General features: G+C 71.9%; 24 protein-coding genes. 12 read left to right on the top strand and 12 right to left on the bottom strand.

Annotation, left to right across the window (positions count from 1 at the left end; translation table 11 throughout):
- Window positions 1–24: 24 nt before the first annotated feature.
- Window positions 25–1,563, top strand: coding sequence for a histidine ammonia-lyase (hutH, locus tag ACWC24_RS06670; RefSeq protein ID WP_450661745.1), 1,539 nt, complete (start codon window positions 25–27; stop codon window positions 1,561–1,563).
- Window positions 1,564–1,642: 79 nt separating this feature from the next.
- Here hutH and ACWC24_RS06665 read toward each other — a convergent pair whose 3' ends face one another.
- Window positions 1,643–2,437, bottom strand: a complete 795-nt coding sequence (locus tag ACWC24_RS06665) for a hypothetical protein (RefSeq protein WP_450661720.1) — start codon at window positions 2,435–2,437, stop codon at window positions 1,643–1,645.
- A 41-nt stretch (window positions 2,438–2,478) separates the two neighbouring features.
- On the bottom strand, window positions 2,479–2,817 hold the full coding sequence (locus ACWC24_RS06660) for a hypothetical protein (RefSeq protein WP_450661719.1): 339 nt from the start codon (window positions 2,815–2,817) through the stop codon (window positions 2,479–2,481).
- Window positions 2,818–2,926: 109 nt separating this feature from the next.
- Between ACWC24_RS06660 and ACWC24_RS06655 the strand changes: the two genes are divergently transcribed.
- From ACWC24_RS06655 to ACWC24_RS06640, 4 genes are all read left to right on the top strand, one after another.
- Complete coding sequence (locus ACWC24_RS06655) at window positions 2,927–3,280, top strand: hypothetical protein (protein ID WP_450661718.1); 354 nt, start codon at window positions 2,927–2,929, stop codon at window positions 3,278–3,280.
- 220 nt (window positions 3,281–3,500) lie between these two features.
- A complete protein-coding gene (locus ACWC24_RS06650) occupies window positions 3,501–4,763 on the top strand; it encodes a L,D-transpeptidase (protein WP_450661717.1) in 1,263 nt (420 codons plus the stop codon).
- Window positions 4,764–4,995: 232 nt separating this feature from the next.
- Window positions 4,996–6,453 (top strand): ABC transporter permease, encoded by a 1,458-nt coding sequence (locus ACWC24_RS06645; protein WP_450661716.1) that lies wholly within the window; start codon window positions 4,996–4,998, stop codon window positions 6,451–6,453.
- Window positions 6,454–6,544: 91 nt separating this feature from the next.
- The gene (locus tag ACWC24_RS06640) at window positions 6,545–7,228 is read left to right on the top strand and encodes an ABC transporter ATP-binding protein (protein ID WP_450661715.1); all 684 of its coding nucleotides are present in this window, start codon (window positions 6,545–6,547) and stop codon (window positions 7,226–7,228) included.
- Between the two features lie 171 nt (window positions 7,229–7,399).
- Here ACWC24_RS06640 and ACWC24_RS06635 read toward each other — a convergent pair whose 3' ends face one another.
- The gene (locus tag ACWC24_RS06635; protein WP_450661714.1) at window positions 7,400–8,311 is read right to left on the bottom strand and encodes a helix-turn-helix domain-containing protein; all 912 of its coding nucleotides are present in this window, start codon (window positions 8,309–8,311) and stop codon (window positions 7,400–7,402) included.
- A 178-nt stretch (window positions 8,312–8,489) separates the two neighbouring features.
- Between ACWC24_RS06635 and ACWC24_RS06630 the strand changes: the two genes are divergently transcribed.
- A complete protein-coding gene (locus ACWC24_RS06630) occupies window positions 8,490–9,530 on the top strand; it encodes an NAD(P)-dependent alcohol dehydrogenase (RefSeq protein WP_450661713.1) in 1,041 nt (346 codons plus the stop codon).
- Between the two features lie 111 nt (window positions 9,531–9,641).
- Here ACWC24_RS06630 and ACWC24_RS06625 read toward each other — a convergent pair whose 3' ends face one another.
- Both ACWC24_RS06625 and ACWC24_RS06620 read right to left on the bottom strand, forming a co-directional pair.
- Window positions 9,642–11,114: an FAD-binding protein gene (locus tag ACWC24_RS06625; protein ID WP_450661712.1), complete on the bottom strand. Its 1,473-nt coding sequence runs from the start codon at window positions 11,112–11,114 to the stop codon at window positions 9,642–9,644.
- Between the two features lie 55 nt (window positions 11,115–11,169).
- Window positions 11,170–11,367 carry a hypothetical protein gene (locus ACWC24_RS06620; RefSeq protein WP_450661711.1) on the bottom strand — a complete coding sequence of 66 codons (198 nt, stop codon included), beginning with the start codon at window positions 11,365–11,367 and terminating at the stop codon, window positions 11,170–11,172.
- Here ACWC24_RS06620 and ACWC24_RS06615 point away from each other — a divergent pair.
- Window positions 11,366–11,980, top strand: coding sequence for a hypothetical protein (locus ACWC24_RS06615; RefSeq protein WP_450661710.1), 615 nt, complete (start codon window positions 11,366–11,368; stop codon window positions 11,978–11,980). The genes ACWC24_RS06620 and ACWC24_RS06615 overlap by 2 nt on opposite strands.
- 73 nt (window positions 11,981–12,053) lie before the next feature.
- On the opposite strand, the gene ACWC24_RS06610 is transcribed toward ACWC24_RS06615, so the two are convergent.
- Window positions 12,054–13,172, bottom strand: coding sequence for a hypothetical protein (locus ACWC24_RS06610; protein ID WP_450661709.1), 1,119 nt, complete (start codon window positions 13,170–13,172; stop codon window positions 12,054–12,056).
- Window positions 13,173–13,294: 122 nt separating this feature from the next.
- Between ACWC24_RS06610 and ACWC24_RS06605 the strand changes: the two genes are divergently transcribed.
- Entirely contained in the window at window positions 13,295–14,455 is a 1,161-nt protein-coding gene (locus ACWC24_RS06605) for a cystathionine gamma-synthase (RefSeq protein ID WP_450661708.1), read from the top strand.
- Window positions 14,456–14,470: 15 nt separating this feature from the next.
- On the opposite strand, the gene ACWC24_RS06600 is transcribed toward ACWC24_RS06605, so the two are convergent.
- From ACWC24_RS06600 to ACWC24_RS06590, 3 genes are all read right to left on the bottom strand, one after another.
- Complete coding sequence (locus ACWC24_RS06600; RefSeq protein WP_450661707.1) at window positions 14,471–14,719, bottom strand: hypothetical protein; 249 nt, start codon at window positions 14,717–14,719, stop codon at window positions 14,471–14,473.
- A 40-nt stretch (window positions 14,720–14,759) separates the two neighbouring features.
- Window positions 14,760–15,272: a sigma factor-like helix-turn-helix DNA-binding protein gene (locus ACWC24_RS06595; RefSeq protein WP_450661706.1), complete on the bottom strand. Its 513-nt coding sequence runs from the start codon at window positions 15,270–15,272 to the stop codon at window positions 14,760–14,762.
- Between the two features lie 177 nt (window positions 15,273–15,449).
- The gene (locus ACWC24_RS06590; protein ID WP_450661744.1) at window positions 15,450–15,956 is read right to left on the bottom strand and encodes a MarR family winged helix-turn-helix transcriptional regulator; all 507 of its coding nucleotides are present in this window, start codon (window positions 15,954–15,956) and stop codon (window positions 15,450–15,452) included.
- Between the two features lie 163 nt (window positions 15,957–16,119).
- Between ACWC24_RS06590 and ilvA the strand changes: the two genes are divergently transcribed.
- Window positions 16,120–17,349, top strand: a complete 1,230-nt coding sequence (gene ilvA / locus ACWC24_RS06585) for a threonine ammonia-lyase (protein ID WP_450661705.1) — start codon at window positions 16,120–16,122, stop codon at window positions 17,347–17,349.
- Between the two features lie 125 nt (window positions 17,350–17,474).
- Here the strand turns inward: ilvA and greA are convergent, their stop codons facing one another.
- Together greA and ACWC24_RS06575 are read right to left on the bottom strand one after the other, a co-directional pair.
- Window positions 17,475–17,975, bottom strand: a complete 501-nt coding sequence (greA, locus tag ACWC24_RS06580; protein ID WP_162468080.1) for a transcription elongation factor GreA — start codon at window positions 17,973–17,975, stop codon at window positions 17,475–17,477.
- Between the two features lie 265 nt (window positions 17,976–18,240).
- On the bottom strand, window positions 18,241–18,639 hold the full coding sequence (locus ACWC24_RS06575; RefSeq protein ID WP_450661704.1) for a DUF4307 domain-containing protein: 399 nt from the start codon (window positions 18,637–18,639) through the stop codon (window positions 18,241–18,243).
- A gap of 235 nt (window positions 18,640–18,874) precedes the next feature.
- Between ACWC24_RS06575 and mca the strand changes: the two genes are divergently transcribed.
- The gene (gene mca / locus ACWC24_RS06570) at window positions 18,875–19,735 is read left to right on the top strand and encodes a mycothiol conjugate amidase Mca (protein ID WP_450661743.1); all 861 of its coding nucleotides are present in this window, start codon (window positions 18,875–18,877) and stop codon (window positions 19,733–19,735) included.
- Window positions 19,728–19,991, top strand: coding sequence for a hypothetical protein (locus ACWC24_RS06565; RefSeq protein ID WP_450661703.1), 264 nt, complete (start codon window positions 19,728–19,730; stop codon window positions 19,989–19,991). The genes mca and ACWC24_RS06565 overlap by 8 nt, the downstream gene beginning before the upstream one ends.
- Before the next feature lie 84 nt (window positions 19,992–20,075).
- Here ACWC24_RS06565 and ACWC24_RS06560 read toward each other — a convergent pair whose 3' ends face one another.
- Window positions 20,076–23,288 carry a tetratricopeptide repeat protein gene (locus ACWC24_RS06560; RefSeq protein WP_450661702.1) on the bottom strand — a complete coding sequence of 1,071 codons (3,213 nt, stop codon included), beginning with the start codon at window positions 23,286–23,288 and terminating at the stop codon, window positions 20,076–20,078.
- Between the two features lie 161 nt (window positions 23,289–23,449).
- Here ACWC24_RS06560 and ACWC24_RS06555 point away from each other — a divergent pair, with 161 nt between their 5' ends.
- Window positions 23,450–25,483 carry a thioredoxin domain-containing protein gene (locus tag ACWC24_RS06555; RefSeq protein ID WP_450661701.1) on the top strand — a complete coding sequence of 678 codons (2,034 nt, stop codon included), beginning with the start codon at window positions 23,450–23,452 and terminating at the stop codon, window positions 25,481–25,483.
- The last annotated feature ends 93 nt before the right edge of the window (window positions 25,484–25,576 follow it).

Below are 25,576 nucleotides of genomic sequence, written 5' to 3'. Positions count from 1 at the left end.
GTGCGTACGCTCCTGAATATGGATATGCACACTGTGGTGGTGGGGACGTCCGGGGTCACCGCGTCCGACGTTCTCGCCGTGGCGCGCGACGGCGCCCGGATCGAGCTCTCCGACGAGGCGGTGGCGGCCCTCGCCGCGGCCCGCGAGATCGTGGACGCGCTGGCGGCCAAGCCCGAGCCCGTCTACGGCGTCTCCACCGGCTTCGGCGCCCTGGCGAGCCGGCACATCAGCCCCGAGCTGCGCGCGCAGCTCCAGCGCAACATCGTCCGCTCGCACGCCGCCGGCCTGGGCCCGCGCGTGGAGCGGGAGGTCGTACGGGCCCTGATGTTCCTGCGGCTGAAGACCGTGTGCTCCGGACACACCGGTGTGCGGCCCGAGGTCGCGCAGACCATGGCCGACGTGCTGAACGCCGGCATCACCCCGGTCGTGCACGAGTACGGCTCCCTCGGCTGCTCCGGCGACCTGGCGCCGCTGTCGCACTGCGCCCTCACTCTGATGGGCGAAGGCGACGCGGAAGGTCCCGACGGGGTCGTCCGCCCCGCGGGCGAGCTCCTCGCCGAGCACGGCATCACCCCCGTCGAGCTGCGCGAGAAGGAGGGTCTGGCCCTCCTCAACGGCACCGACGGCATGCTCGGCATGCTGGTGATGGCCCTCGCCGACCTCGACACCCTCTACAAGTCCGCCGACGTCACCGCCGCGCTGTCGCTGGAGGCCCTGCTCGGCACCGACAAGGTCCTCGCCCCCGAGCTGCACGCCATCCGCCCGCACCCGGGCCAGGGCGCCGCCGCGGCCAACATGCTGGCCGTGCTGAAGGGTTCGGGTCTGACCGGGCATCACCAGGACGACGCCCCGCGGGTCCAGGACGCCTACTCGGTGCGCTGCGCCCCGCAGGTCGCGGGCGCCGGCCGGGACACCCTGGCGCACGCCCGGCTGGTCGCCGAGCGCGAACTGGCCTCGGCCGTCGACAACCCGGTGGTCCTGCCCGACGGCCGGGTCGAGTCCAACGGCAACTTCCACGGCGCGCCCGTGGCCTACGTCCTCGACTTCCTCGCCATCGCCGTCGCCGACCTGGCGTCCATCGCCGAGCGCCGCACCGACCGGCTGCTGGACAAGAACCGCAGCCACGGTCTGCCGCCGTTCCTGGCGGACGACGCGGGCGTCGACTCCGGGCTGATGATCGCTCAGTACACGCAGGCGGCGCTGGTGAGCGAGCTGAAGCGGCTCGCGGTGCCCGCCTCGGCGGACTCGATCCCGTCCTCCGCCATGCAGGAGGACCACGTCTCCATGGGCTGGTCGGCCGCCCGCAAGCTGCGTACGGCCGTGGACAACCTCGCGCGCGTGCTGGCCGTGGAGCTGTACGCGGCGACCCGCGCCATCGAGCTGCGCGAGGGCCTCACCCCGGCCCCGGCCTCGCAGGCGGCCGTCGACGCCGTACGGGCGGCGGGGGTGCAGGGTCCCGGACCGGACCGCTTCCTCGCCCCGGACCTCGCCGCCGCGGACGCGTTCGTGCGCGCGGGGCTGCTGGTGGCGGCCGTCGAGCCGGTCACCGGACCGCTGCTCTAGAACGGCTCGGGCCCCGCCGTCCGAACCGGACGGCGGGGCCCCGGGCGCACCCGCGACGGTTCGTGGGTGCGCTTCGCGCCTACTTGAGCTTGGCGACCTGCGCCTGGACCACGGCGGCCGGGTTCTCCATGGCCTCGCCCGTCGCGAACGCGGAGAAGTTCACCGTGTAGAACGTGGCGACCGTGTTGCCCTTGCGGATCACCTCGGTGTTGAAGGTGGCCGTGCCCTCGCCGTCCATGTCGACCTGCTCGGCGAAGGCCACGGACTCGTCGCCGCCGCCGACGCCCTTCGCCGCGGTGACCTTGGTGACCTTCGTGTCCTCGCCGTCGGCCTTGAGGCCGTATCCGCCGGAACAGGCCTTCACTCCGTCGCTGACGGCCTTCAGGGCCTTCTCCGCGCCGTCGCCGTCGTACGAGGAGAGGCCCACGAACGTCATGGTGACGTCGAAGGCGTTCGCGATGTCCTCCGCACTGGCGTCCTCCGCGGAGACGGACTTGTCCGACGCCTTGGCCTGCTGGACGGAGTTGCTTGCGCCGGCGGCCGTGTCGCCCGGGGCCAGACCGGCGGTCGCCCAGGCGAGCGGGGCGCACTCCGCCTTGTCCGTCTCCACCTCGGACTTGGACTTCGGGAGCGTGTCGTCCCCGGAGTCGACCTTGTAGCCCTTGACCTCGCTCGTGGTGAGCAGCAGCTTCTCCAGCTCGGCGGCGCCGAGAGCCTTCGCCGCCGGAGAGGTGGTCTTCGACGCGGCGGAACCGGACGCCTTGGCGTCCCCGGTGTCCTTGGAGCCGTCGCCGGAACAGCCCGTGACGAGGGCGAGCGACAGCACGCTCACGACAGCCGTGGCGCCGAGACGCGCCCCCGATGATCTCTTCATGAGCGGACTATGAAGGTTGAGTCAAAGGACCGTCAAGTTCTTTAAAAGCCAAGGCGTTCGCGACGGACCGCGTAGGTCACGAAACCCACCCCCATGGCGAGGCAGAGGCTTCCGCCCACCGTGTACGGGGTGGTGTCGAAGCTTCCGGTGTCGGCGAGCCGGGTCCCCTCCGTCCCGTCGGCGGTCGTGCCGGTGGTATCGGCGGTCGTCGTCGCGGACGCGGTCCGCGCCCGGGCGGTGGCCCCGGCCGACGCGGTCGTCGAAGGCTGCGACGCCACCGGGCTGTTCTGGGACGCGTTCGCGGAAGGCACGAACCACAGGGCCCCCAGAAGGGTTCCCGCGGCGGTGGCGGTCAGCAACGGACGGCGAGCGGATGACACGGAATATCGATCCCCTTGTGGCGCTGGTGAATTGGCCGGGTAGGGCGATGCTAATGAAAGTCGCGGGTCGTGGGAAAGTTAGGGGAGGCCGGAGTCGTACGCTCCGTTCATGACTGCTGAAGAGACAACACGTTTTGTACGGCTTCGCGTGGAACTCGTTGTGGAAGTGGACGACACGGAAGCTCTGACGGCCGCCGCGTTGGCGCGGATCGCCGAGGACGAGGAGCTTCCGGGTGACGAACAGGCGCATGCCGAGAGTGCTGTGACGGAAGACACCGCGGAGGCGCTCGCCTATCTGGTGGATCCGTTCGACCTGGTCAGCGAGGTGCCCGGGGTGGAGCTGCAGCAGGCTTCCTGGTCGACGGAGCTGGTCGAGTACGACCCGGATTCGCCTGACTGGGACGTGGACGAGGAAGATGGCTCCGAGGATGACGAAGGCGACCGCGAATCCGGCATCGGTTGAGCGGCTCGGGGAATTCGGGACCCCGGGCGGCAACCGAAGCCCGGGGTTTCTTCGTCTCAAGGGGCGCACTGACCGACACCCGTACCACTGGCCCCAGCGGGTGACCGCCCGGCGGACGTGGTGCGACCCACATATGCGGAGCATGTGAAAAGGGACGAACCGGTCGTAGCGTGGATAGTTCTAAACGGGGACTCTCGGGTTTTTGGGGAATTCGGCAACGATGGAGAAGCGTGTGATGACGGACAGCAAGCGGCGCAAGCGTCTCATGGCCGCGTCCGCCCTGCTCGGCGGTGTGCTCGTGCTGACGGCGTGTTCCGGCGGTGACGCGGGCGCGTCCGGCAGTGGCGACGGAACCTCCCAGGCCAAGGTCGACGAGGCGGCGGCCAAGAAGACATCGGTGGCGCAGATCAAGATCACGCCCGCCGACGGTTCGTCCAACGCATCCATCAACAATTCCGCAGCCGTCACCGTGAGCAAGGGAACGCTCACGGAGGTGTCGATGACGACCTCCGACGGCAAGGCCGTCGCGGGGGAGCTCTCCGCCGACAAGACGAGCTGGAAGCCCAGCGGTCAGCTGGAGCGCTCCACCACTTACAAGGTCGCGGCCGCAGCCAAGGACTCCGAGGGTCGCGAGGCGCACGAGAACGCCTCGTTCACCACGGTCTCGCCGGCCAACAGCTTCATAGGGAACTTCACCCCGGACGACGGCTCCACCGTCGGTGTCGGGATGCCGGTGTCGATCAACTTCAACAAGGCGATCACCGACAAGGCGGCCGTCCAGAAGGGCATCACGGTCACCTCCAGCGCCGGCCAGGAGGTCGTCGGTCACTGGTTCAACGCCAACCGGCTCGACTTCCGTCCCGAGGACTACTGGAAGGAGGACTCCACCGTCACGCTGAAGCTGGCGCTCGACGGTGTCGAGGGCGCCTCCGGCGTCTACGGTGTGCAGCAGAAGACGGTCACCTTCCACATCGGCCGCAACCAGGTCACCTACGTCGACGCGCAGACCAAGCAGATGAAGGTCACGCAGGACGGCAAGACGGTCAAGACCATCCCGATCTCGGCCGGCTCGCCCGAGAACAAGACGTACCAGGGTCAGATGGTGATCTCCGAGAAGTTCAAGGAGACCCGGATGAACGGCGCCACCGTCGGCTTCACCGACGACGACGGCAAGGGCGAGTACGACATCAAGGACGTGCCGCACGCCATGCGGCTGACCAACTCCGGCACCTTCGTGCACGGCAACTACTGGGGTGCGAAGTCCGTCTTCGGCAACGTGAACACCAGTCACGGCTGTGTGGGTCTGTCGGACACCAAGGGCGCCAACGACGCCAGTACCCCGGCGGCCTGGTTCTTCGACAACTCGATCGTCGGTGACGTCGTGGTCGTCTCGAACACCGGCGACAAGACCGTCGCCCCGGACAACGGCCTCAACGGCTGGAACATGGACTGGGCGCAGTGGAAGGCGGGTTCGGCCGTCTGACGCCACCTCCATCGCCGACCGATGCCGCCCTCCGGGGCGGCATCGGCCGTTTCCGGTCCCTCCGGGGCGGCATCGGCCTTCCGGGGCGGGCTCCGCCTCCCGTGGGCTTCCTGAGGCTTCCGGGGGCTCTCAAGGGTCTTCGAGGGGACTTTCCTGGGCCTCGCACAGCCTTCTCATCGTTCTCTTATTTCGGCCTTATCGAGTCATCACACGCCGTACCTAGCTTGCGGCCATGTTCTTCACCTACCTGAGGCGCGAACTGCGCCGCCGCAGAAAAGCGGCCCTCGTCGTCGCCTCCGGCCTCGCGCTGGGCATCGCGCTGGTCATCGTGGTCAACTCCGTCTCCTCCGGGATGGGGAAGGCCCAGGACAAGGTCCTCCAGTCGCTGTACGGGCTGGGCACCGACATGACGGTCACCAAGGCCGCCTCGCCGACCACCGGCACCTCACAGCGTCCGCGCTTCCAGTTCGACGCGAAGGACAACGACTCCGACACGGAGCAGAGCACCGACCGGGTCATGGTCCAGGGCTTCCAGACCCTGTCCACCGCGACCGTCTCCAAGGTCGGCAAGCAGTCCGGCGTCTCGGACGCGGTCGGCGGACTGAGCCTCCAGGTCATCAAGGTCAGCGGCCAGTTCACCCGCGGCCAGTTCCAGCAGAACGGCAACGGCGGGGGCGGCTTCTCCCGGGGCGGCGGCCAGCCGCAGGGCGAGGTCAAGGGCGGCGGCGCCGACTTCGACGTCAACAACTACTCGGTCTACGGCACCGACGTCACCAAGCCCGCGCTCGGCCCGCTGACCTCCTCCAAGATCAGCAGCGGCCGTACGTTCACGACCTCCGAGACGAACGCCAAGGTCGCCGTCGTCGACTCGGCGTACGCCAAGGAGAAGAAGCTCAAGGTCGGCTCCACCGTCACCATCAAGAGCGTCAAGTTCAAGGTGATCGGCGTCGCGACGGCCGACAGCGGTGACTCCGCGGCCAACCTCTACATCCCGCTGACGCAGGCCCAGACCCTCAGCGACTCGAAGAGCAAGGTCACCACGATCTACGTCAAGGCGACCGACTCGCAGCAGATCGACAGCGTCAAGTCCACGATCCAGAAGAACGTCTCCGGTACGACCGTCACCACCTCCGCGGACCTGGCGGACACCGTCTCCGGCTCCCTGTCCACCGCCTCCAGCCTCGCCACCAACGTCGGCAAGTGGCTGTCCATCGCGGTGCTCGTGGCCGCGTTCCTGGTCGCCGGTCTGCTGACCTCCTCGGCCGTCTCCCGCCGGGTGCGCGAGTTCGGCACGCTCAAGGCGCTGGGCTGGAAGTCCGGCCGGGTCACCCGGCAGGTCGTCGGCGAGGCCATGGTCAACGGCCTGCTCGGCGGCGCCCTCGGCATCGCGCTCGGCCTGGCGGGCGCGTACACCGTCACCGCGATCAGCCCCACGCTCCAGGCCCAGATGGGCGGCGGTGGCGGCGGCGGTGGTGGCGGCGGCTTCGGTGGCGGTGGCGGCGGCTTCGGCGGCCCCGGTCGGCAGACCGCGGCCAAGACCCTCGACGTCGCGCTGACCGCGCCCGTCAGTGTCACCACCGTCGTCCTCGCGGTCGGCCTGGCCGTCGCCGGCGGCCTGATCGCCGGTGCCTTCGGCGGCTGGCGCGCCTCCCGGCTGCGCCCGGCCGACGCCCTGCGCCGCGTCGAGTAACCGGCCCCCGCCCGGTTCCCGCGGCCTCCGGGGCCCGCCCCGGGCGGGGCGGGCCCCCGTCTCCACACCTCACCCAGGAGTTGCACCCACCATGTACGAACTCAGAAGCGTCACCAAGCGCTACACGCGGGGCAAGGACACCGTCCACGCGCTCGACGGCATCGACCTGACCATCGCCGACGGCGACCGGCTCGTCATCCAGGGCCCCACCGGCGGCGGCAAGTCCACCCTGCTCCAGATGCTCGGCGGACTCGACCGGCCCACCTCCGGCGAGGTCGTCCTCGACGGCACCGACCTGGCCAAGCTGTCCGAGGGCCGGCTCACCAAGGTGCGCAGCGAGAACATCGGCTTCGTCTTCCAGTCGTTCAACCTGATCCCGACGCTGACCGCGCAGGAGAACGTCGAGACCGCGCTCGTACCGCTCGGCGTGAAGGTGAAGGACCGGCGCGAGCGGGCCGCCGAGGCGCTGAAGTCGGTCGGACTCGGCGAGCGGCTGGGACACCTGCCCGGCGAGATGTCCGGCGGTCAGCAGCAACGCGTCGCCATCGCCCGCGCCCTGGTGAAGCAGCCGAAGGTGCTCCTCGCCGACGAGCCCACCGGCAACCTCGACGAGGGCATGCGCGACGAGATCATGGAGGTGCTCGAAAGCATGTGGAAGGAGCACGGGCTCACCTTCATCATGGTCACCCACGACTCCGCGATCGCGAAGAAGGCACCGCGCCTGGCGACCATCCGCAAGGGAAAGATCACCGTCAAGGAGAACGCGAACTCGTAACCCGAGCACGCCGACGACGCCGTCCGCGCACGACCGCACCGGTGGTGGTACGCGGACGGTTCCGCACCCGGACCCTTCCGCACCCCTGCGGGCCGCCCCGGACCCTTCCGCACCCCTGCGGGACGCCCCGGACCCTTCCGCGCCCCGGACCGCCGCCCCGGGCGCGCCCGCTCAGGTCAGCGGTACGCGTCTCGCGTCCGTGCCCCAGCTCGCCAGCAGGCGCAGCGCCTCGGCCGACGCGGAGCCCGGCTCCGCGTGATAGGTGATCAGATGCTGCTCGCCGTCGTCGACCAGGCCGAACGTCTCGAAGGAGAGGACGAGATCGCCGACGAGCGGATGGCGCATCCGCTTGGTGCCGTGGCTCTTCTCCTTGACGTCGTGCGTGGCCCACAGCCTGCGGAACACCTCGCTCTTCACGGAGAGCTCGCCGACCAGCGCCGACAGCCGCGGATCGTCCGGATGACAGCCGGCGTCCATCCGCAGGTAGCTGACGATGTCGGTCGCCTTCTGGTCCCAGTCCACGAACAGCTCGCGGTAGTCGGGCCTGAGGAACACCAGCCGGGCCCAGTTCCGCTCCTGCGCGGGCAGTTCCGACCAGTCGCCGAACAGGGCCGCCGCCATCCGGTTCCAGGCGAGGATGTCCGAGCGCCGGCCGGAGACGTAGGCCGGGATGCCCTCCATGCTGTCCAGCAGCTGCCGCAGCCCGGTGCGCACCTGCTGCTGGCGCGCCGCCGGCTTGCGCTTGTGCTGCTTGGGCTTGGCCAGATGCGTGAGGTGCGCGTGCTCGGCGCCGGTCAGCCGCAGCGCCCGCGCGATCGAGTCCAGCACCTCCGCCGACACGTTCCGCCCGTTGCCCTGCTCCAGCCGCGTGTAGTACGCCACGGACACCCCGGCCAGCTGGGCCAGTTCCTCGCGCCGCAGTCCGGGCACCCGGCGGTGCCGCCCGAAGTCCGGCAGCCCCACGTCCTGCGGCTTCAGCCGGGCCCGCCGGGACCGCAGGAACTCGCTGAGCTCGGCCCGGCGGTCCAGCGCCGCCCGGCCCGGCTCCAGGGGCCCCGCTACGGGCTCGGGCAGTTCGTCCATGCGTCCAGTATTCCTGGCCCGCCGCCGGTCCTACGCTGCGAGCCTGACCCCGCCAGTAGTAGGAACAGCAGACGTAGGCACAGGCGTGGTCTGGGTGGACGCCCGGATGTCGGGCAGGCTGGTCACCGTGCCCGGCCGAGGACGGCCGGGCACGGAATCACCAGCTAGGAGAATTGGCATGACCACTGTCGCCGCCTACGCCGCCCCTGCCGCCAAGGCGCCGCTGGAGCGCACCACGATCGAGCGCCGCGCGGTCCGCGAGTTCGACGTGCTGATCGACATCAAGTTCGCGGGCATCTGCCACTCGGACATCCACCAGGCCCGCGAGGGCTGGGGCCAGGCCCGCTTCCCGATGGTCCCCGGCCACGAGATCGCGGGTGTCGTATCCGAGGTCGGCCCCGGCGTGACCCGGTTCGCCGTCGGCGACCGGGTGGGCGTCGGCTGCATGGTCGACTCCTGCCGGGAGTGCGACAACTGCAAGGCGGGCCTGGAGCAGTACTGCACCAACGGCGCCACCATGACGTACAACGGCGTCGGCCGGGACGGGGAGCCGACCTACGGCGGCTACTCCGAGAAGGTCGTCGTCGACGAGAACTACGTCGTCCGCATCCCCGACGGCCTCAAGCTGGACGAGGCCGCGCCGCTGCTGTGCGCCGGCATCACCCTGTACTCCCCGCTGCGGCACTGGAACGCGGGCCCCGGCAAGAAGGTCGCCATCCTCGGCATGGGCGGCCTCGGCCACATGGGCGTCAAGATCGCGCACGCGCTCGGCGCCGAGGTGACCGTGCTGTCGCAGTCCCTGCGCAAGCAGGAGGACGGCCTGAAGCTGGGCGCCGACCACTACTACGCCACCAGCGACCCGAAGACCTTCGAGGAGCTGCGCGGCAGCTTCGACCTGATCGTCTCCACGGTGTCGGCACCGCTCGACTTCGGCCTGTACCTGTCCCTGCTGAAGTCCGACGGCGCGCTGGTGAACGTGGGCGCCCCCGAGGAGCCGATCTCGCTCAACCTCTTCTCGCTGATCGGGGGCCGCAAGACGCTGGCCGGATCCAGCATCGGCGGCATCCGCGAGACCCAGGAGATGCTGGACTTCTGTGCGGAGCACGGGTTCGGCGCCGAGATCGAGCTGGTCCGCGCCGACGAGATCAACGAGGCGTACGAGCGGGTGCTCGCCAGCGATGTGCGCTACCGGTTCGTGATCGACGTCGCGACGATCTGACCGCGTCGCCTGCCGGCTGCCGGCTGCTGTCTGCTGTCTGCCGCGCGTCGCCCCGGCCCGGCCGCCCGCCTGCCCGTCACCCGGGGAGGCGGGCGGCCGGGCCGTCGGCGCTCAGAAGATGCCCTGGCCCGGCACCAGGATCCCGCGCGGGTCGTACGTACGCTTCGCCGCCTTCAGCCGCGGCCAGGCCGGGCCGAAGTGGGCCCGCCAGTCCGCGCGGGTGAAGGGGATGCTGCCGACCGGGTACTGGGTGCCGCCGGCCGTGGCGGTCGCCTCGTAGGCGGAGCGGTTGGCCGCCAGCAGACGGTCGACGGCGGCGGTGTCGTCCGGCGGCGCGGCGCGCAGCACCCCGAGGAGGTACGACAGGCGGTCGTCGGAGGTGCGCAGCAGCGGGGTGGTCAGCCGGTCCCGGCGCAGCGGGTAGAGCAGGACGACGCCGGGGCCCAGGTCGGCCGGGGTGAGGGCGTCCAGCATCCGGCCGCCGAGCGCGGCGGCGGACGACCCGGGGAGCAGCAGGTTGAGCCATGGGTGGGCGTACGACCACAGGCCCGCCGCCTTCAGCGCGGCCACGGCCGGGGCCAGCCGGTCGAGGAAGTCGTAGTACGCCAGGTCGGCGCGCTCGACCCGGGCCGGGTCGTGGCGCAGGCCGCGCAGCAGGGCGGTGTCGTCGGGCGCGGGTCCGGCCGGCGGGCCGTAGGCCACCGCCTCCAGGAGGTACGAGCGGAAGGCGCCGTCGGCGTCCGCGACGACCTGGCCCTCGACGTAGTCGAAGCGGTCCTCCTCGACGAGGATGCGCTGGTCGTCGAGGAAGGTCTCCAGATCGTCGTAGGGCAGCAGATAGTGGCGTACGGTCCCCGGCGCGCGCACCAGCCGCAGCGTCGCCTCGACGACGATCCCGCACTGGCCGAGCCCGGCCAGGACGGCGTGGAAGAGGTCGGGGCGCCGGGTGGGGGAGCAGCGGACCGCCTCGCCCGCTCCGGTGACCACCAGGAGTTCGGCGACGTTGTCGACCTGGGCGCCGTGCCGGTGGGTCTGGCCGCCCAGCCCGCCCACGGACAGGGTGCCGCCGACGGAGAGTTCGAGATAGTCGGTGAAGACGGGCGGGGTGAGCCCGTGGGCGGTCGTCGCCCGGGCGACGTCGCTCCACCGGGCGCCCGCCCCGACGGTGACGGTGGTGCTGTCCGGCCCCACGTGACCGATGTCCGTGAGGGTCGCGGTCTCGATGACCAGACCGCCCGTCACCTGCGCCTGGCCGAACGTGGCGTGTCCCTGCCCGCGCGGCGCGACCGGCAGTCGCCGCTCGTCGCAGAACCGGACCATGGCGACGACGTCGCGGACCGAACCCGGGCGCAGGACGGCGACGGGACGGTGGTGCACGAGGTGCCCGTAGTCGTCGGCGGTGGCGGCGAGCGACGGCTCGTCCGTGACGAGCGTTCCGTCCAGCCGGGGGATCCCGGCCGTGCCCGCACCGGGCACCGACCCGGCCGCGGCCCAGGCGCGGGTACCGGGGTCGAAGCCGATCACCGCCGTCCCGGTGACGGCGAGTCCGCGCAGCACGGCACGTCTTGACGGGGTGTGAGCCATCCGCCCCAACCACCTTCCAGCCGATCCGATATGGTCAAATCTCGGTCAGCGTAGGTCAGTTGCTCCCGTCGGGTGCGGACTTCGACCGCTCCCGGGCGAGCCGCTGCCGGGTGCGGCCGGGGCGGCCGGGACCGGCGAGAAGGCCGTGCATGCCGTCCCCCACGGGGCCGAGGATGTCGACAACGGCATCGGCGGTGCCGCCGAGCCGGCCGGTGGCCGGCTCGGGTTGTGACTCACGGAAGCCGGATTCCATGGTGGAGAAGAAAAGGGCGAACCGGTCGCGGAGCGACTGGACCCTGCCCCCGAAGGCCGCCGGACAGAAAGCGCGTCTGGACGCGTCACGTGACAGGATCGCCCGGCTGCGGGAGCCGGTGCCGCAGCGGCGGCTGATCCTGACGCTGTTCGCCCTGTTCCTCGTGTCTCTCGGGATCTTCCTTTTCTTCCTCGTCCCCTCGCGCTCACTCGTGGGCGACCTGCGTTCGCGCGGTGTCGCCACATGGGCGGAGGTCATGTCCGCGCCGAAGGACCACTTCGGCAGCCCCGGCGACATCGAGATCCGGTTCAGGGGCCCCGAGGGCCAGGTCGACACGACGCTCGGCGACTGGGGCGGCAGGCGCCCCTCCGGCCTGGCGGCCGGAGAGGTCGTGTCGGTGACCTACGACCCGCACGACCCCACCCGGGTGCTCACGACGGCCTGGGTGAATAGTCCGCCGGTCGTGACCCTGCCGATGCTGGTGTCGCTGGTCCTGTCCCCGTTCTTCCTGGCCGGGGCGCTCTTCCTCGCCTTCCGGCGGCGCAGGCTGCTGATCGAGCGGCTGGGGGCGCAGCCGGCGGAGGAGCCGAGGAGCGCGAAGGAGCACCGGTGACGGATCCTCGGCCGAAGGCGGACGGCCGAGGCGGAGGGCCCCCGCCCTCCCGGGGCTCCCGGGCTGCCTGTGTTCAGTGCGGGAGCGTCGCCGGGGTGCCGCCGTTCGCCTCGTAGCCCGCCACCGCCAGTGCCCGGTACGTCGCGAAATCGGCGGCCGGGTCGGCGGACAGGGACCACGGCAGGGCGCCCACGTGGCCGTCGACGTGTATCAGCTGGCTCATCGCCTCGGACCAGCGTTCGGCGCGGACCAGGAAGAAGACGAGGAGGTGACGCACGTGCGCCAGCATCGGGTCGTCGGGACGGGCCGCGTGCACCGCGAACAGCGCGCCGTGGATCGCCCTGGTCACGACCTCGCTCCGGTAGAAGCTGCTGACCAGGTTCAGCTCGGGCAGGTGCTCGAAGACCGCGAAGAGCGGCATGGCGGCCAGCAGCGAGCCCTGGGGGGCGCGGGCCGCCGCGGACTCGGCGAAGGAGTACGCCAGCTCGCGCGAACCGTGCCACTTCTCGCACCAGTGGTGCAGCGCCGCCAGATGCGCGCCCATGTGCGCCGGGGCGCGGTCCAGGATCTTCAGCCACAGTTGCTCGAACTCGGGCTGGGTGTACGCCAGCCCGCGGGCCACCGACAGCTCGACGATGTACGGGACCGGGTCGCCGGGGGCGAGCAGCGCCGCCTGCCCGCAGGCGTCCCTGGCCTCCTCCATGATGATCCGGAAGTCCTCCGTCCCCGGCGTCGACGTCCGCCACGCCTGCTGCACCAGGAACTCGGCGTGCACCGCCGCGCCGCCCGCGTCCTTGGGCGCCTCGGCCCGCCACACCCGCAGCCACTGTCCGCCCGGCGTCTCGCTCACCCCGCCGGGACGCTGCTGCAGCTCCAGCGAGGCCGCCCCCGCGAGGGACTGCACGCGCTGCCAGCGCAGCTCGCCCTCCGTCTCGGTGCCGGCCAGCAGTTGCTGCGCCGCCCGGTGGTCCTGGGTGCGCTGCACCAGGTCCAGGACGTCGACGAGGTCCTGGTCGCGGCCGGGCAGGCGGATGTCCAGCGCCTCCTCGCGCACGAACCCGTAGTTCGCCGGATCGGCGGCGTCCGGGTGCCCGGGTGTCACCCGCTCGACCCGGCCGCGCCTGCGCATCAGGAAGGGGCTCAGCACGAAGCCCAGCATGACCAGAGCCATCAGGACCCAGAGAATCTCCATGCCTCAAGCGAACCAGACGGCGCCGGCAATTGGCCAACCCGTTCGACGGCCGGCGCCGCCACGGGAGCCCCGCCGTCCCGCCGCCCGACACCGGCTCCCCGGGCGCACTACGCTCGGGGCCCATGAGCGACAGGCACATCAGTCAGCACTTCGAGACCCTCGCGATCCACGCGGGCAACACCGCCGACCCCCTCACCGGCGCCGTCGTCCCGCCCATCTACCAGGTCTCGACCTACAAACAGGACGGCGTCGGCGGTCTGCGCGGCGGCTACGAGTACAGCCGCAGCGCCAATCCGACCCGCACCGCCCTCGAAGAGAACCTCGCCGCCCTGGAGGGCGGCCGTCGCGGCCTCGCGTTCGCGTCCGGACTGGCGGCCGAGGACTGCCTGTTGCGTACGCTGCTGAGCCCCGGCGACCACGTGGTCATCCCGAACGACGCGTACGGCGGCACGTTCAGGCTGTTCGCGAAGGTCGTCGCCCGGTGGGGCGTGGAGTGGTCGGTGGCCGACACCAGCGACCCCGCCGCCGTACGGGCGGCCGTCACGCCGCGGACCAAGGCCGTGTGGGTGGAGACCCCCTCCAACCCGCTGCTCGGCATCACCGACATCGCCGCCGTCGCGCAGATCGCCCGTGACGCGGGTGCCCGGCTGGTCGTCGACAACACCTTCGCCACGCCGTACCTCCAGCAGCCGCTGGCGCTCGGCGCGGACGTCGTGGTGCACTCCCTGACCAAGTACATGGGCGGCCACTCGGACGTCGTCGGCGGTGCGCTGATCGTCAACGACGCCGGGCTGGGCGAGGAACTCGCCTACCACCAGAACGCGATGGGCGCGGTCGCCGGGCCCTTCGACTCCTGGCTGGTGCTGCGCGGCACCAAGACGCTGTCGGTGCGCATGGACCGGCACAGCGAGAACGCCACGAAGATCACCGACATGCTCACCCGGCACCCGCGCGTGACGCGTGTGCTCTACCCGGGTCTGCCCGAGCACGCCGGGCACGAGGTCGCCGCCAAGCAGATGAGGGCGTTCGGCGGCATGGTGTCCTTCCAGGTCGAGGGCGGCGAGGAGGCGGCGGTCGAGGTCTGCAACCGGGCCAAGGTGTTCACGCTCGGCGAGTCCCTCGGCGGCGTCGAGTCGCTGATCGAGCACCCCGGGCGCATGACGCACGCCTCCGCGGCGGGCTCGGCCCTGGAGGTGCCCGCCGATCTCGTACGCCTCTCCGTGGGCATCGAGAACGTCGAGGACCTGCTGGAGGACCTCCAGCAGGCCCTGGACCGCCCCTAGGGCCTGCCGGGCGGTTCACCAGCCGATCACGGGTGGAGTCGGGTCCGACGGCGGCTCCACCCAGGGCCGGGCGGTCAGCGCCCAGACCGTGAACGCCAGCACCCCGGCGAGCAGCAGCAGCCACAGCAGGCGGCGCGCGTGGGCCCTGCGCCGCAGGATGCGACCGCCCCGGCGTACGGCGTCCGCGTGCAGGCCGGGCGGCAGCCGGGGCGGGGTCCGTTCCATGATCCGTCGTGCCGCCGCTTCCCGTTGGGGCCGGTTCACCGGCACCTCCCCTCGTGCGGCCGCCCTGTCCCGGGGGCCGTCACGACGGGGCCGCCTTCGCCCCGGCCACTGCCGGCGCCGCGCTCCTGGGCGGGTGCAGCAGGGTGGCCGTCGCCCGGTCGCAGATCGCGTGGACGCGTTCGACGGGCAGCCCGAGCAGCGACGCCGCCTGTTCCTCCGCGACCCCCTCGTACAACCGCAGGACCAGGATCAGACGCTCCTGCGCCGTGAGGACGGCCAGCGCGCTCGCGGGGTGCCCGCGGGCGCGACGGCCGATACCGAGAACGCCGTACCGGTACCACGCACCATGGGCGAACCGGGTGGCCAGATATCGGCGGGCGCGGTCGTACGGATCCTCGCCGCGCAGCCGGTCCCAGTACGCGTAGGTGTGGGCCAGGGCCAGCGTCAGCAGGCGTCGCGCGCGTGGGTTGTCGTCCGGCGCCTCCGCCGTGAGCAGCGTGGCGGTGTGCAGCAGCCGTCCGCCCGCGCCGGCCACGAACGACTCGAACTCCCGGTCCTGGCGGGCAGCTTGCGGGGCATGACGTTCTCGCACCGTGCCTCCCGCCTGGCAGCCGCCCTGAGGAAACGGTTCCCCGCCGTTGGTGAGGGAGACCCGGTCTCATATGAGGCCCGGCGCGGCCTTTCGGTCAAGGGGCGCGTACGGCCGGAAACCCCGGGCCGCGCGTCCCGCCGGGGGGAGACCGCCGCGGCCCGGTGCGTCGGCCGCGGCTCAGGAAGCGGGCTGCGGGTTCGAGCCGACGATCGCCTGGGGCGCCATCCGGGAGGAGAGCGCGCTGTTGAAACGGGTCAGGAGCGCACAGAACGTCTCACGCTCCCCGGGCGCCCAGTCGTGCGTCAGTTCGGCCATCAACTGACGCCTCGACGAGCGCACTTCCTCCAGTCGCGCCAGCCCCCGCGGGGAGAGCTGGAGCACCACCGCGCGCCCGTCCTCCGGGTGCGAGGTGCGCTTGACCAGGCCGGTGTCCACCAGCGGGGCCACCTGCCGGGTGACGGTCGAGGAGTCGATGCCCATGCTCGCGGCGAGCGCCTTGACGCCCATCGGGCCTTCGTTGTCCAGCCGGTTGAGCAGGAGGTACGCGGCACGGTCCATGGAGTTGCGCACCTGCCCCACGCCGCCGAGCCGGGTCTGTTCGGCACGGCGGGCGAACACCGCCACCTCGTGCTGGAGGGTGTCCAGCAGACCGGGGTCACCGAGGGTCGTCATGTCCATCGACATTTCGGGTGTTGTGGGCATGGCCGCGGACTCACTTCATGAAGGGTGCTGGGATGTGGGGGAAAGGGTACGCGGCCGAAGGGCGAGCCGTACCGGCGCTGAGGAAACCAGTCTCGGTGGTTGGTCACAAAGGAACGCTTCAGCTGTGAACTGCGAGACTTGAGTCATGAACTACCGCAAGGCCGACCCCTTGCCGCCGGTCACCCTGGACGACGTGCGCGGAGCGCAGAAGATGCTCGCGGGCGTGGCCCGCACGACCGCGATGGAAGGCAGCAGGTACCTGTCGCGGCTGGTGGGCGCGCCGGTGCACCTCAAGTGCGAGAACCTCCAGCGGACCGGGTCGTTCAAGCTGCGCGGCGCCTACGTGCGGATCGCCGGGCTGCTGCCCGAGGAGCGGGCCGCCGGCGTCGTCGCCGCCAGCGCGGGCAACCACGCGCAGGGTGTCGCGCTGGCGTCGTCGCTGCTCGGGGTGCGTTCCACCGTGTTCATGCCCAAGGGCGCCCCGCTGCCGAAGATCAGCGCGACCCAGCACTACGGCGCCGAGGTGCGCCTGCACGGACAGGTGGTCGACGAGACGCTGGCCGCCGCCCAGGAGTACGCGGACGCGACGGGCGCGGTGTTCATCCACCCCTTCGACCACCCCGACATCATCGCGGGCCAGGGCACGGTGGGCCTGGAGATCCTGGACCAGTGCCCCGAGGTGCGCACGATCGTGGTCGGGATCGGCGGCGGCGGCCTGGCGGCCGGGGTCGCGGTCGCGGTGAAGGCGCTGCGGCCGGACGTGCGGATCGTCGGTGTGCAGGCGGAGGGCGCGGCCGCCTATCCGCCCTCGCTGGCCGCCGGACGCCCGGTGTCGATCGAGAACCCGGCCACCATGGCCGACGGCATCAAGGTGGGACGGCCCGGTGACGTGCCCTTCGGGATCGTCGACACGCTGGTGGACGAGGTCCGCACGGTCGGCGAGGACGCCCTGTCGACCGCGCTGCTGCACTGCCTGGAGCGGGCCAAACTCGTCGTCGAACCCGCCGGGGCGTCTCCGGTCGCGGCACTGCTGAGCGAGCCCGGGGCCTTCGAGGGGCCGGTGGTGGCGCTGCTGTCGGGCGGCAACGTCGACCCGTTGCTGCTCCAGCGGATCCTGCGGCACGGCATGGCCGCGCAGGGCCGCTACCTCGCGGTGACCGTACGTCTGACGGACCGGCCCGGTGCCCTCGCGGCGCTCCTGGGCGTGCTGTCGGTGGCCGACGCCAACGTCCTCGACGTGAGCCACGTACGGACCGACCCACGGCTCGGCCTCGCGGAGGCGGAGGTGGAGCTGCACCTGGAGACGAAGGGCGCGGAGCACTGCGCCGAGGTCGGCCGGGCCCTGCGCGAGGCGGGGTACACCGTCATCGGCTGAAGCCCCGAGGGTGCCTCGCGGGCAGCCGGGCGTACGGCGGCGGTGGACGAGCATCGTCCGGTCGTCGTACGACGAAGCCCCCGGCGTCTCGGCGACGCCGGGGGCTCTGTACGAGAGGGGAGGGCTCAGCCGCTGTAGGGCTCGGCCTTCAGGATGCGCACCGAGGCCTTCTTGCCGTTGGGCAGCTCGTACTCCGCGTCCTCGCCGACCTTGTGGCCGATCACGCCGGAACCCAGCGGGGACTGCGGCGAGTAGGTCTCGATGTCGGCGCTCGCGTACTCGCGCGAGGCGAGGAGGAACGTCATCGTGTCGTCCTCGTCGCCGTCGAAGGCGATCGTCACGACCATGCCGGGCGCGACCGTGCCGTCCGCCGAGGCCGGGGCCTCGCCCACCTGGGCGTTCTCCATGAGCTGGGTCAGCTGGCGCACGCGGAGCTCCTGCTTGCCCTGCTCCTCCTTGGCGGCGTGGTACCCGCCGTTCTCACGCAGGTCGCCCTCCTCACGCGCGGCCGCGATCTTGGCGGCGATCTCCGTGCGCGCGGGACCAGTAAGGTACTCAAGCTCGTCCTTGAGCTTGTTGTACGCCTCCTGGGTCAGCCAGGTGACGTTCTCGCTGGTCTGGGTCACAGGGTGCTCCTCGTCGGTACAGGGAATACAAAGCATCGCCCTCCCCACAAGAATGGTCCCTCACGGATGGGCGAAACCACGAGCCTAACAATTCATGGCCCGCAGGGGGAGGACATAAGCCACCAGAATTCTGTCGGCGCAGGTCAGCGGCTACGCATTCCGGAGGATGCGCACCTCGTCAGCCGATAGCGGCCGATGTCGGCCGGTAGGGGCCGGTACGGCCGGTAGGGACCGGTTCCGGCGGTGGGGCCGGTGTCAGCAGGTGTCAGCCGACATGGCACCCGAGGAGCTGGGCCGTGGTGCCGGGGGCCGTCGTACGCAGGGTGACGACCTTGTCGATCCGCGTGGCCGAGCCGGAGAAGCGGAAGTCCGCCCGGCCCACCTCGGAGCCGTCGGCGGCCTGGGAGCGCAGCGTGCAGTAGCCGTCGGCGCCCGCGTCCTTGTGCACTTCGAGATGGACCTTCACCGCGTGCGCCGAGGCGTCGAAGGTGATCACCTGGGCGCTGATCTCGTTCTGGACCACGTAGTGGTAGCCGAGGAAGCCGATCAGGGCCAGCAGCGCGGCGCCGAGCACGGACCCGACGACCTTGAGCGTGCGGTCGGCCCGCTCGTCCGAGGAACGGCCGTAACGGCCCTCGGGCAGTCCCGTGCTCGCCGTACTCATGATCGTCCTCTCGGCAACGCCCTCGGCGGTGTCGGATGAAGCTCCGAATGTGCCCTCCGGGGCGGGACCCCGGAATTATTCGTCCCCCGATTCGGTCACTATAGAAGCCGCCCGCCCGCGGCCCGACCGCCACCCCACAACGACCTCCCCTGCGGGCCGGCACCTACCGACCTGCACCCGTGCCCAGCGGGGGCCGACCACCGAGGAATGAGTCTTGACTGACCAGCTGCGACTGATGGCCGTGCACGCGCACCCCGACGACGAGTCGAGCAAGGGCGCGGCCACCATGGCGAAGTACGTGTCCGAGGGGGTGGACGTGCTGGTCGTGACCTGCACGGGCGGGGAACGCGGCTCCATCCTCAACCCGAAGCTCCAGGGCGACAAGTACATCGAGGAGAACATCCACGAGGTGCGCCGCAAGGAGATGGACGAGGCCCGGGAGATCCTCGGCGTCAAGCAGGAGTGGCTCGGCTTCGTCGACTCCGGCCTGCCCGAGGGCGACCCGCTGCCCCCGCTGCCCGAGGGCTGTTTCGCCCTGGAGGACGTCGACAAGGCGGCCGGCGAGCTGGTCAGGCAGATCCGCTCGTTCCGTCCCCAGGTGATCACCACCTACGACGAGAACGGCGGCTACCCGCACCCCGACCACATCATGACCCACAAGATCTCGATGGTGGCGTTCGAGGGCGCGGCGGACGCGGAGAAGTACCCCGAGAGCGAGTACGGCCCGGTCTGCCGCCCGCTCAAGCTGTACTACAACCAGGGCTTCAACCGTCCGCGCACCGAGGCGCTGCACCACGCGCTGCTGGACCGGGGCATGGAGTCGCCGTACGGGGACTGGCTCAAGCGCTGGAGCGAGTTCGAGCGCACCGAGCGCACGCTCACCACGCACGTCCCGTGCGCCGACTTCTTCGAGATCCGCGACAAGGCGCTGATCGCGCACGCCACGCAGATCGACCCCGACGGCGGCTGGTTCCGGGTGCCGCTGGAGCTCCAGAAGGAGGTCTGGCCGACGGAGGAGTACGAGCTGGCGAAGTCCCTCGTGGACACCTCCCTCCCCGAGGACGACCTCTTTGCGGGCATCCGCGACAATGCCTGACATGAGCGCAAGCGTGAGTCTGGCAGTGACGCACCTCGTCCCCCTCGCCAAGGAGGTCGACGAGAACAAGGTCACCCCCGGCGTCCTCGGCTTCATCGTCTTCGCGGCGATGGCCCTGGCGGTGTGGGCCCTGATGAAGTCCATGAACAAGCACATGGGCAAGGTCGACTTCAAGGAGTCCCAGGGCGCGGACTCCGCGGCCGAGGCCGGCTCCCGGGCGACGGCGGCGGCTCAGGCCGAGCCCCGGCAGGGCTGACCGGCCCCGGTCGGCCGGACCGGGCAGGGGCGGCGATCCCACCGCCCCGCGCCCGGCCGTCCCACCGCCCCGCGTCCGCGGGAGTCACCGCGCGGCTCGGGTCCCCGCCGGAACCGGTACGCCCATCACCTCGCGGGCGTGCCGGTCCGGGACCATGCCCAGGCGCCATGCCTGCCAGCCCGCCTCCGGGCTCACGCCCCGCTCCAGCAGCAGCCGGTACGCCTCCAGGCAGCCGGCCAGTTTCTCGTCGCGCAGCGGGTGCCCCGAGCCGGCGAGTCGGCTCACCTCGCGCAGGGCCGCCGCGGTGCCGGCCTCGGCGCCGGCGGGGTCGGTGTGCGGCAGCAGGGTGCAGCGCAGGAAGGCGGCCCAGTCGGCGCCGCGCAGATCGCCGTACGAGGTGAACAGGCCGGTGGCCTCGTCGCACAGGGCCAGGGCCTGCCGGTCGCGGGCGTTGCCCGCGTCGACGACCGCCAGCTCCAGGCAGGTCCAGGCCTCCCCGTGGGCGACGCCGATGCGCTGGAAGTCGGCGCGGGCGTCGACGAGGAGCTGGCGGGCGAAGCCGGAGTTGCGCAGCGAGCCGGTCTGCGCGGCGCGCTGGTTGCGGGTCACCCGGGCCGAGTGGTGGCGGGCGCAGGCCAGGCCGTAGACGTCGCGCATCCGGGAGAACATCGTGCGGGAGCGCTCCAGCGCGCGCACCGCGCGGTCCAGGTCGCCGGTCTCCTCCAGCGACTGGCCGAGGTAGTAGAGGGTCCAGGCCTCGCCGCGGGCGTCCTCGTTGTCGCGGTGCCGGTCGGCCGCCCGGCGCAGGCCGTCCACCGCGGGCGAGGGATCGCCGGCCACCAGCCGGGCCCGCGCGAGCTGGGTCAGCGCCCAGGCCTCGCCGCGGGCGTCGCCGGTGCGGCCGTACAGGTCGAGGGCCTTGCCGAGTTCCGCCTCCGCGCGCGGTACGTCGCCCATGCGCAGCCCGAGCTGGCCGAGCTGGAAGTGGGCCCACGCCTCGCCGTGCACGGAACCGCCCTCGTGGTGCAGCACCAGGGAGCGGGTCAGCAGGTCGAGGGCCTCGGCGAGGTGGGCGCGGTCGCGTTCCACGGCGGCCAGCGCGTGCATGGTCCAGGCACGGTCCGTGGCGAGCGCGGGATCCGCCTGGAGGGCCAGGGCCTCCCGCAGCCGTGCCGCCGCCTCGGTCAGCAGACCCTGGTGGTGCAGCGTGATGCCCAGCGAGCACAGGGCACGGGCGGCGCCCGCGTCGTGGTGGGCCTCCCGGTAGAGGTCGACGACGGAGGTGAGGGTCGTGCGGGCCTTGTCGAGCTCGCCGAGCTGGCGGGCCGCGATGCCGGTGCGCCACTGCACCGAGCGGACCAGCAGACCCTGGTCGACGGACTGGGCCAGTTCGCTGATCTCGCCCAGCCGGTAGAGGTCGCCGCGCAGCAGGCAGTAGTCGCACAGCGCGCCGAGCAGGTTCTGCACCGCGGCCTGGTCCACGCCCTCCGCGTGCCGCAGGGTCGCGGTGATGAAGCTCGACTCGTCGTCCAGCCAGCGCAGCGCCTCGTCGAGGGAGGTGAAGCCGTGCGGGCTGAACCGGTCCGAGCGGGTGGACATGTTGCCGTCGACGAGCCGCAGCACCGAGTCGGCCAGCTCGGCGTAGCTGACGATCAGCCGTTCCTGTGCGGCCGTGCGCTCGGCCGGTTCCTCCTCGTCGAGGAGGCGGGCCTGGGCGAAGGAGCGGACCAGGTCGTGCAGCCGGTAGCGGTCGCCGCGCACGTGGTCGATCAGGCCCGCCCGGGAGAGCGCCACGAGCTGCTGGGTGGCCTCCTGCCGGTCGGTGGCCAGCAGCGCGGCGGCGGCCGCCGCGCCGAGCGAGGCCCGGCCGGCCAGGGCCAGCCGTCTGAGCAGCCTGCGGGCCGGGTCCGGCTGGTCGGTGTAGCGCAGCCACAGGGCCCGCTCGACCGGTTCGACCGGGCCGTACGCGCTGAGGTCGGTGGCGAGCTGCCGGGGCGAGCGCGGACCGAGCGCGGAGCCCGCGATCCGCAGGGCCAGCGGCAGCGCGCCGCACAACCGGCTTATCAAGTCGGCCGATTGGGCGTCGTAGGGCGCTGAGCCGTCCTGCGCGGCCGCCCCGAGCAGCGCCTCCGCGCCGGCCGCGTCCAGGGCCCGTACCGGCAGCCGGTGCACCCAGGCGGTCAGCTCGGCGGGCAGCTCCAGCGGCTCGCGGGCGGTGACGAGGACCAGGCTGTCGGAGCGCTCGGGGACCAGTGTGCGGATCTGCTCGGGGTCGCAGGCGTCGTCCAGGATCACGGTGACGGGCAGCCCGGTCAGATGCTGGTGGTAGAGCTCGGTCAGCCGTTTGACCTGCTGTTCGGGGGAGACGCGTTCCCGGAACAGCAACTGCTCGCGGGGCGCGCCGAGCCGGTTGAGCAGATGCAGCAGCGCGTCCCGGGTGGGCAGCGGCGGCTCCTGCGCGCTGTCGCCGCGCAGATCGACCACGCACGCGCCCCGGAACTGGTCCTTCAGATCGTGGGCGGCACGGACCGCGAGGGTGGTGCGACCGCTGCCGGGCGCCCCGTGCAGCACGACGACCGTCGGCCGGGTCTCGGAGCTCGCGCGGGCCGCCTGCACCCACTGCCCGATCTGCGCCAGCTCCGTCCGGCGGCCGGTGAACATCCCGCCGGGCTCGGGCAGTTGCCCGAAGGACTGGCCCAGCACGCTGCGGCCGCGCGCGGCCGCGCTCTTGTCCGCCCCGCGCAGTTGCGGGCCCGTCTTCTTCGGGCCGGTGGACGCGCTCAGCACCCGTTGCTGGTCCAGGAACGGACGTATCCCGCGTACCTCCAGCGCCGTCAGCCACTGCAACCTCAGCTGTTCGGGGCCGCCCGGCTGGCCCACGGCTCCCGCCCGATGGTGTGCCGCCGGCAGATGGGAACCGGCCACCTTCACGACGGTCGCCGCCGCGCCGACGACCCCGACGGTGGCGCCCGCGGCCAGCGCCGTGCCCGCGCCGGTGCCCAGGGCCAGGTCGCTGACGGCGGCCGCGACCGCGGCGACGGCCGCCACCAGCAGGGGGGTCGCGCCACCCTGACGGGCGTAGCGCTGCTTGAAGGTGAGCTGTCCGGCGTGCGCCTCGTCGAGGGCGCGGGTGTAGGCCGTGTACTCCTCGGCGGCCGTCCGCGCCATGGTGTCGAGGGCGGCGCGCGTGCGGGTGAGCAGGACCTGTCCGTCGGCACGGCCGCCGGAGCGCCGTACCTCCTCCTCGACGGCCCGCACGATCAGCTCCTCGGCCTCCACCCTGTGACTGTCCCTCATGCCAGGTCCCCCTCCGGCGGCGACGGTGTGCCTCGTGGTCAAGTGTGCGGCGGACGAGGCGTGCAGGGGAGAGGGCCGACGGCCCGCGGCCGGTGCGGGCGGGAGCCGCGCCGCACCGGCGCTGACCGTGGATCAGTGGGTACTGGGGCAGGATGGACCTCATGCCGAACCGCCTGGCTCATGAGACGTCCCCGTATCTGCTCCAGCACGCCGACAACCCCGTGGACTGGTGGCCGTGGTCGGCCGAGGCCTTCGAGGAGGCCCGTACGACCGGCAGGCCGGTGCTGCTGAGCGTCGGCTACAGCAGCTGCCACTGGTGTCACGTCATGGCGCACGAGTCCTTCGAGGACGATGGCACCGCCGCGTACATGAACGAGCACTTCGTGTCCGTCAAGGTCGACCGCGAGGAGCGGCCCGACGTCGACGCCGTCTACATGGAGGCCGTGCAGGCGGCGACCGGCCAGGGCGGCTGGCCCATGACGGTCTTCCTGACCCCGGACGGCGAGCCCTTCTACTTCGGGACCTACTTCCCGCCCGAGCCCCGGCAGGGCATGCCGTCCTTCCGGCAGGTGCTGGAGGGGGTGCACGGCGCCTGGACCGACCGGCGCGACGAGGTCGCCGAGGTCGCCGGGAAGATCGTGCGGGACCTGGCGGCACGGGAGATCTCCTACGGCGACGCGCGGACCCCGGGCGACGAGGAGCTCGCCCAGGCGCTGCTCGCGCTCACCCGGGAGTACGACGCCCGGCGCGGCGGGTTCGGCGGGGCGCCCAAGTTCCCGCCGTCCATGGTGGTCGAGTTCCTGCTGCGCCACCACGCCCGTACCGGCTCCGAGGGCGCGCTCCAGATGGCGCAGGACACCTGCGAGCGGATGGCCCGTGGCGGTATCTACGACCAGTTGGGCGGTGGCTTCGCCCGGTACTCCGTGGACCGGGACTGGATCGTGCCCCACTTCGAGAAGATGCTCTACGACAACGCCCTGCTGTGCCGTGTCTACGCACATCTGTGGCGGACCACCGGCTCGGAGTCGGCCCGGCGGGTGGCGCTGGAGACGGCCGACTTCATGGTGCGCGAACTGCGCACGAACGAGGGCGGGTTCGCCTCCGCGCTCGACGCCGACAGCGACGACGGCAGCGGCCGGCACGTCGAGGGCGCGTACTACGTGTGGACACCCGCGCAGCTCGCCGAGGTGCTCGGGGAGCAGGACGCCGAACTGGCCGCCGCCTATTTCGGGGTGACCGCGGAGGGGACCTTCGAGGAGGGCTCCTCCGTGCTGCAACTTCCCCAGCAGGAGGGTGTGTTCGACGCGGAGAAGGTCACCTCGGTCCGGGCCCGGCTGCTCGCGGCCCGGGGCCTGCGCCCCGCGCCGGGCCGGGACGACAAGGTCGTCGCCGCCTGGAACGGGCTCGCGATCGCCGCCCTCGCCGAGACCGGCGCCTACTTCGACCGCCCCGACCTGGTCGAGGCCGCCGTCTCCGCCGCCGATCTCCTGGTGCGGCTGCACCTGGACGAGTACGCGCGGCTCTCCCGCACCAGCAAGGACGGCCGGACCGGGGCGAACGCGGGAGTGCTGGAGGACTACGCCGATGTCGCCGAGGGCTTCCTCGCGCTGGCGTCGGTGACCGGCGAGGGGGTGTGGCTCGAATTCGCCGGGCTGCTCCTCGACCACGTACTGGCCGGATTCGTCGACCCCGGGTCGGGCGCCCTGTTCGACACCGCGGCCGACGCCGAGAAGCTGATCCGCCGCCCGCAGGATCCGACCGACAACGCCACCCCGTCCGGCTGGACGGCCGCCGCGGGCGCCCTGCTGGGCTACGCGGCACAGACCGGCTCCGAGCCCCACCGGACGGCGGCGGAGCGGGCGTCGGGCGTGGTGAAGGCGCTCGGTCCGCGGGTGCCGCGGTTCATCGGCTGGGGGCTCGCGGTCGCCGAGGCGCTGCTGGACGGGCCGCGGGAGGTCGCGATCGTCGGCCCGTCGCTGGACGATCCGGCGACCCGGGCGCTGCACCGTACGGCACTGCTGGGCACCGCCCCCGGTGCCGTGGTCGCCGTCGGGACCGCGGAGAGTGACGAGTTCCCGCTGCTGTCCGACCGCCCGCTGGTCGGCGGAGAGCCGACGGCGTACGTCTGCCGTAACTTCACGTGCGACGCCCCGACGACCGAAAAGGAGCGGCTGCGCGCGGCGCTGAGCGGCTGAAACGGGCCATGGATGGCCGATCGGGCGTGCCCGAATTGGGCATGTGTTCGGACACATCCGGGTAATGGCGGCTCAGTTCCGAAACAAGCTATT

Source organism: Streptomyces sp. NPDC001443, from assembly GCF_053597355.1.
Note: the sequence above shows the minus strand (reverse complement) of the source record. Positions and strands in the feature narration are given on the sequence as shown.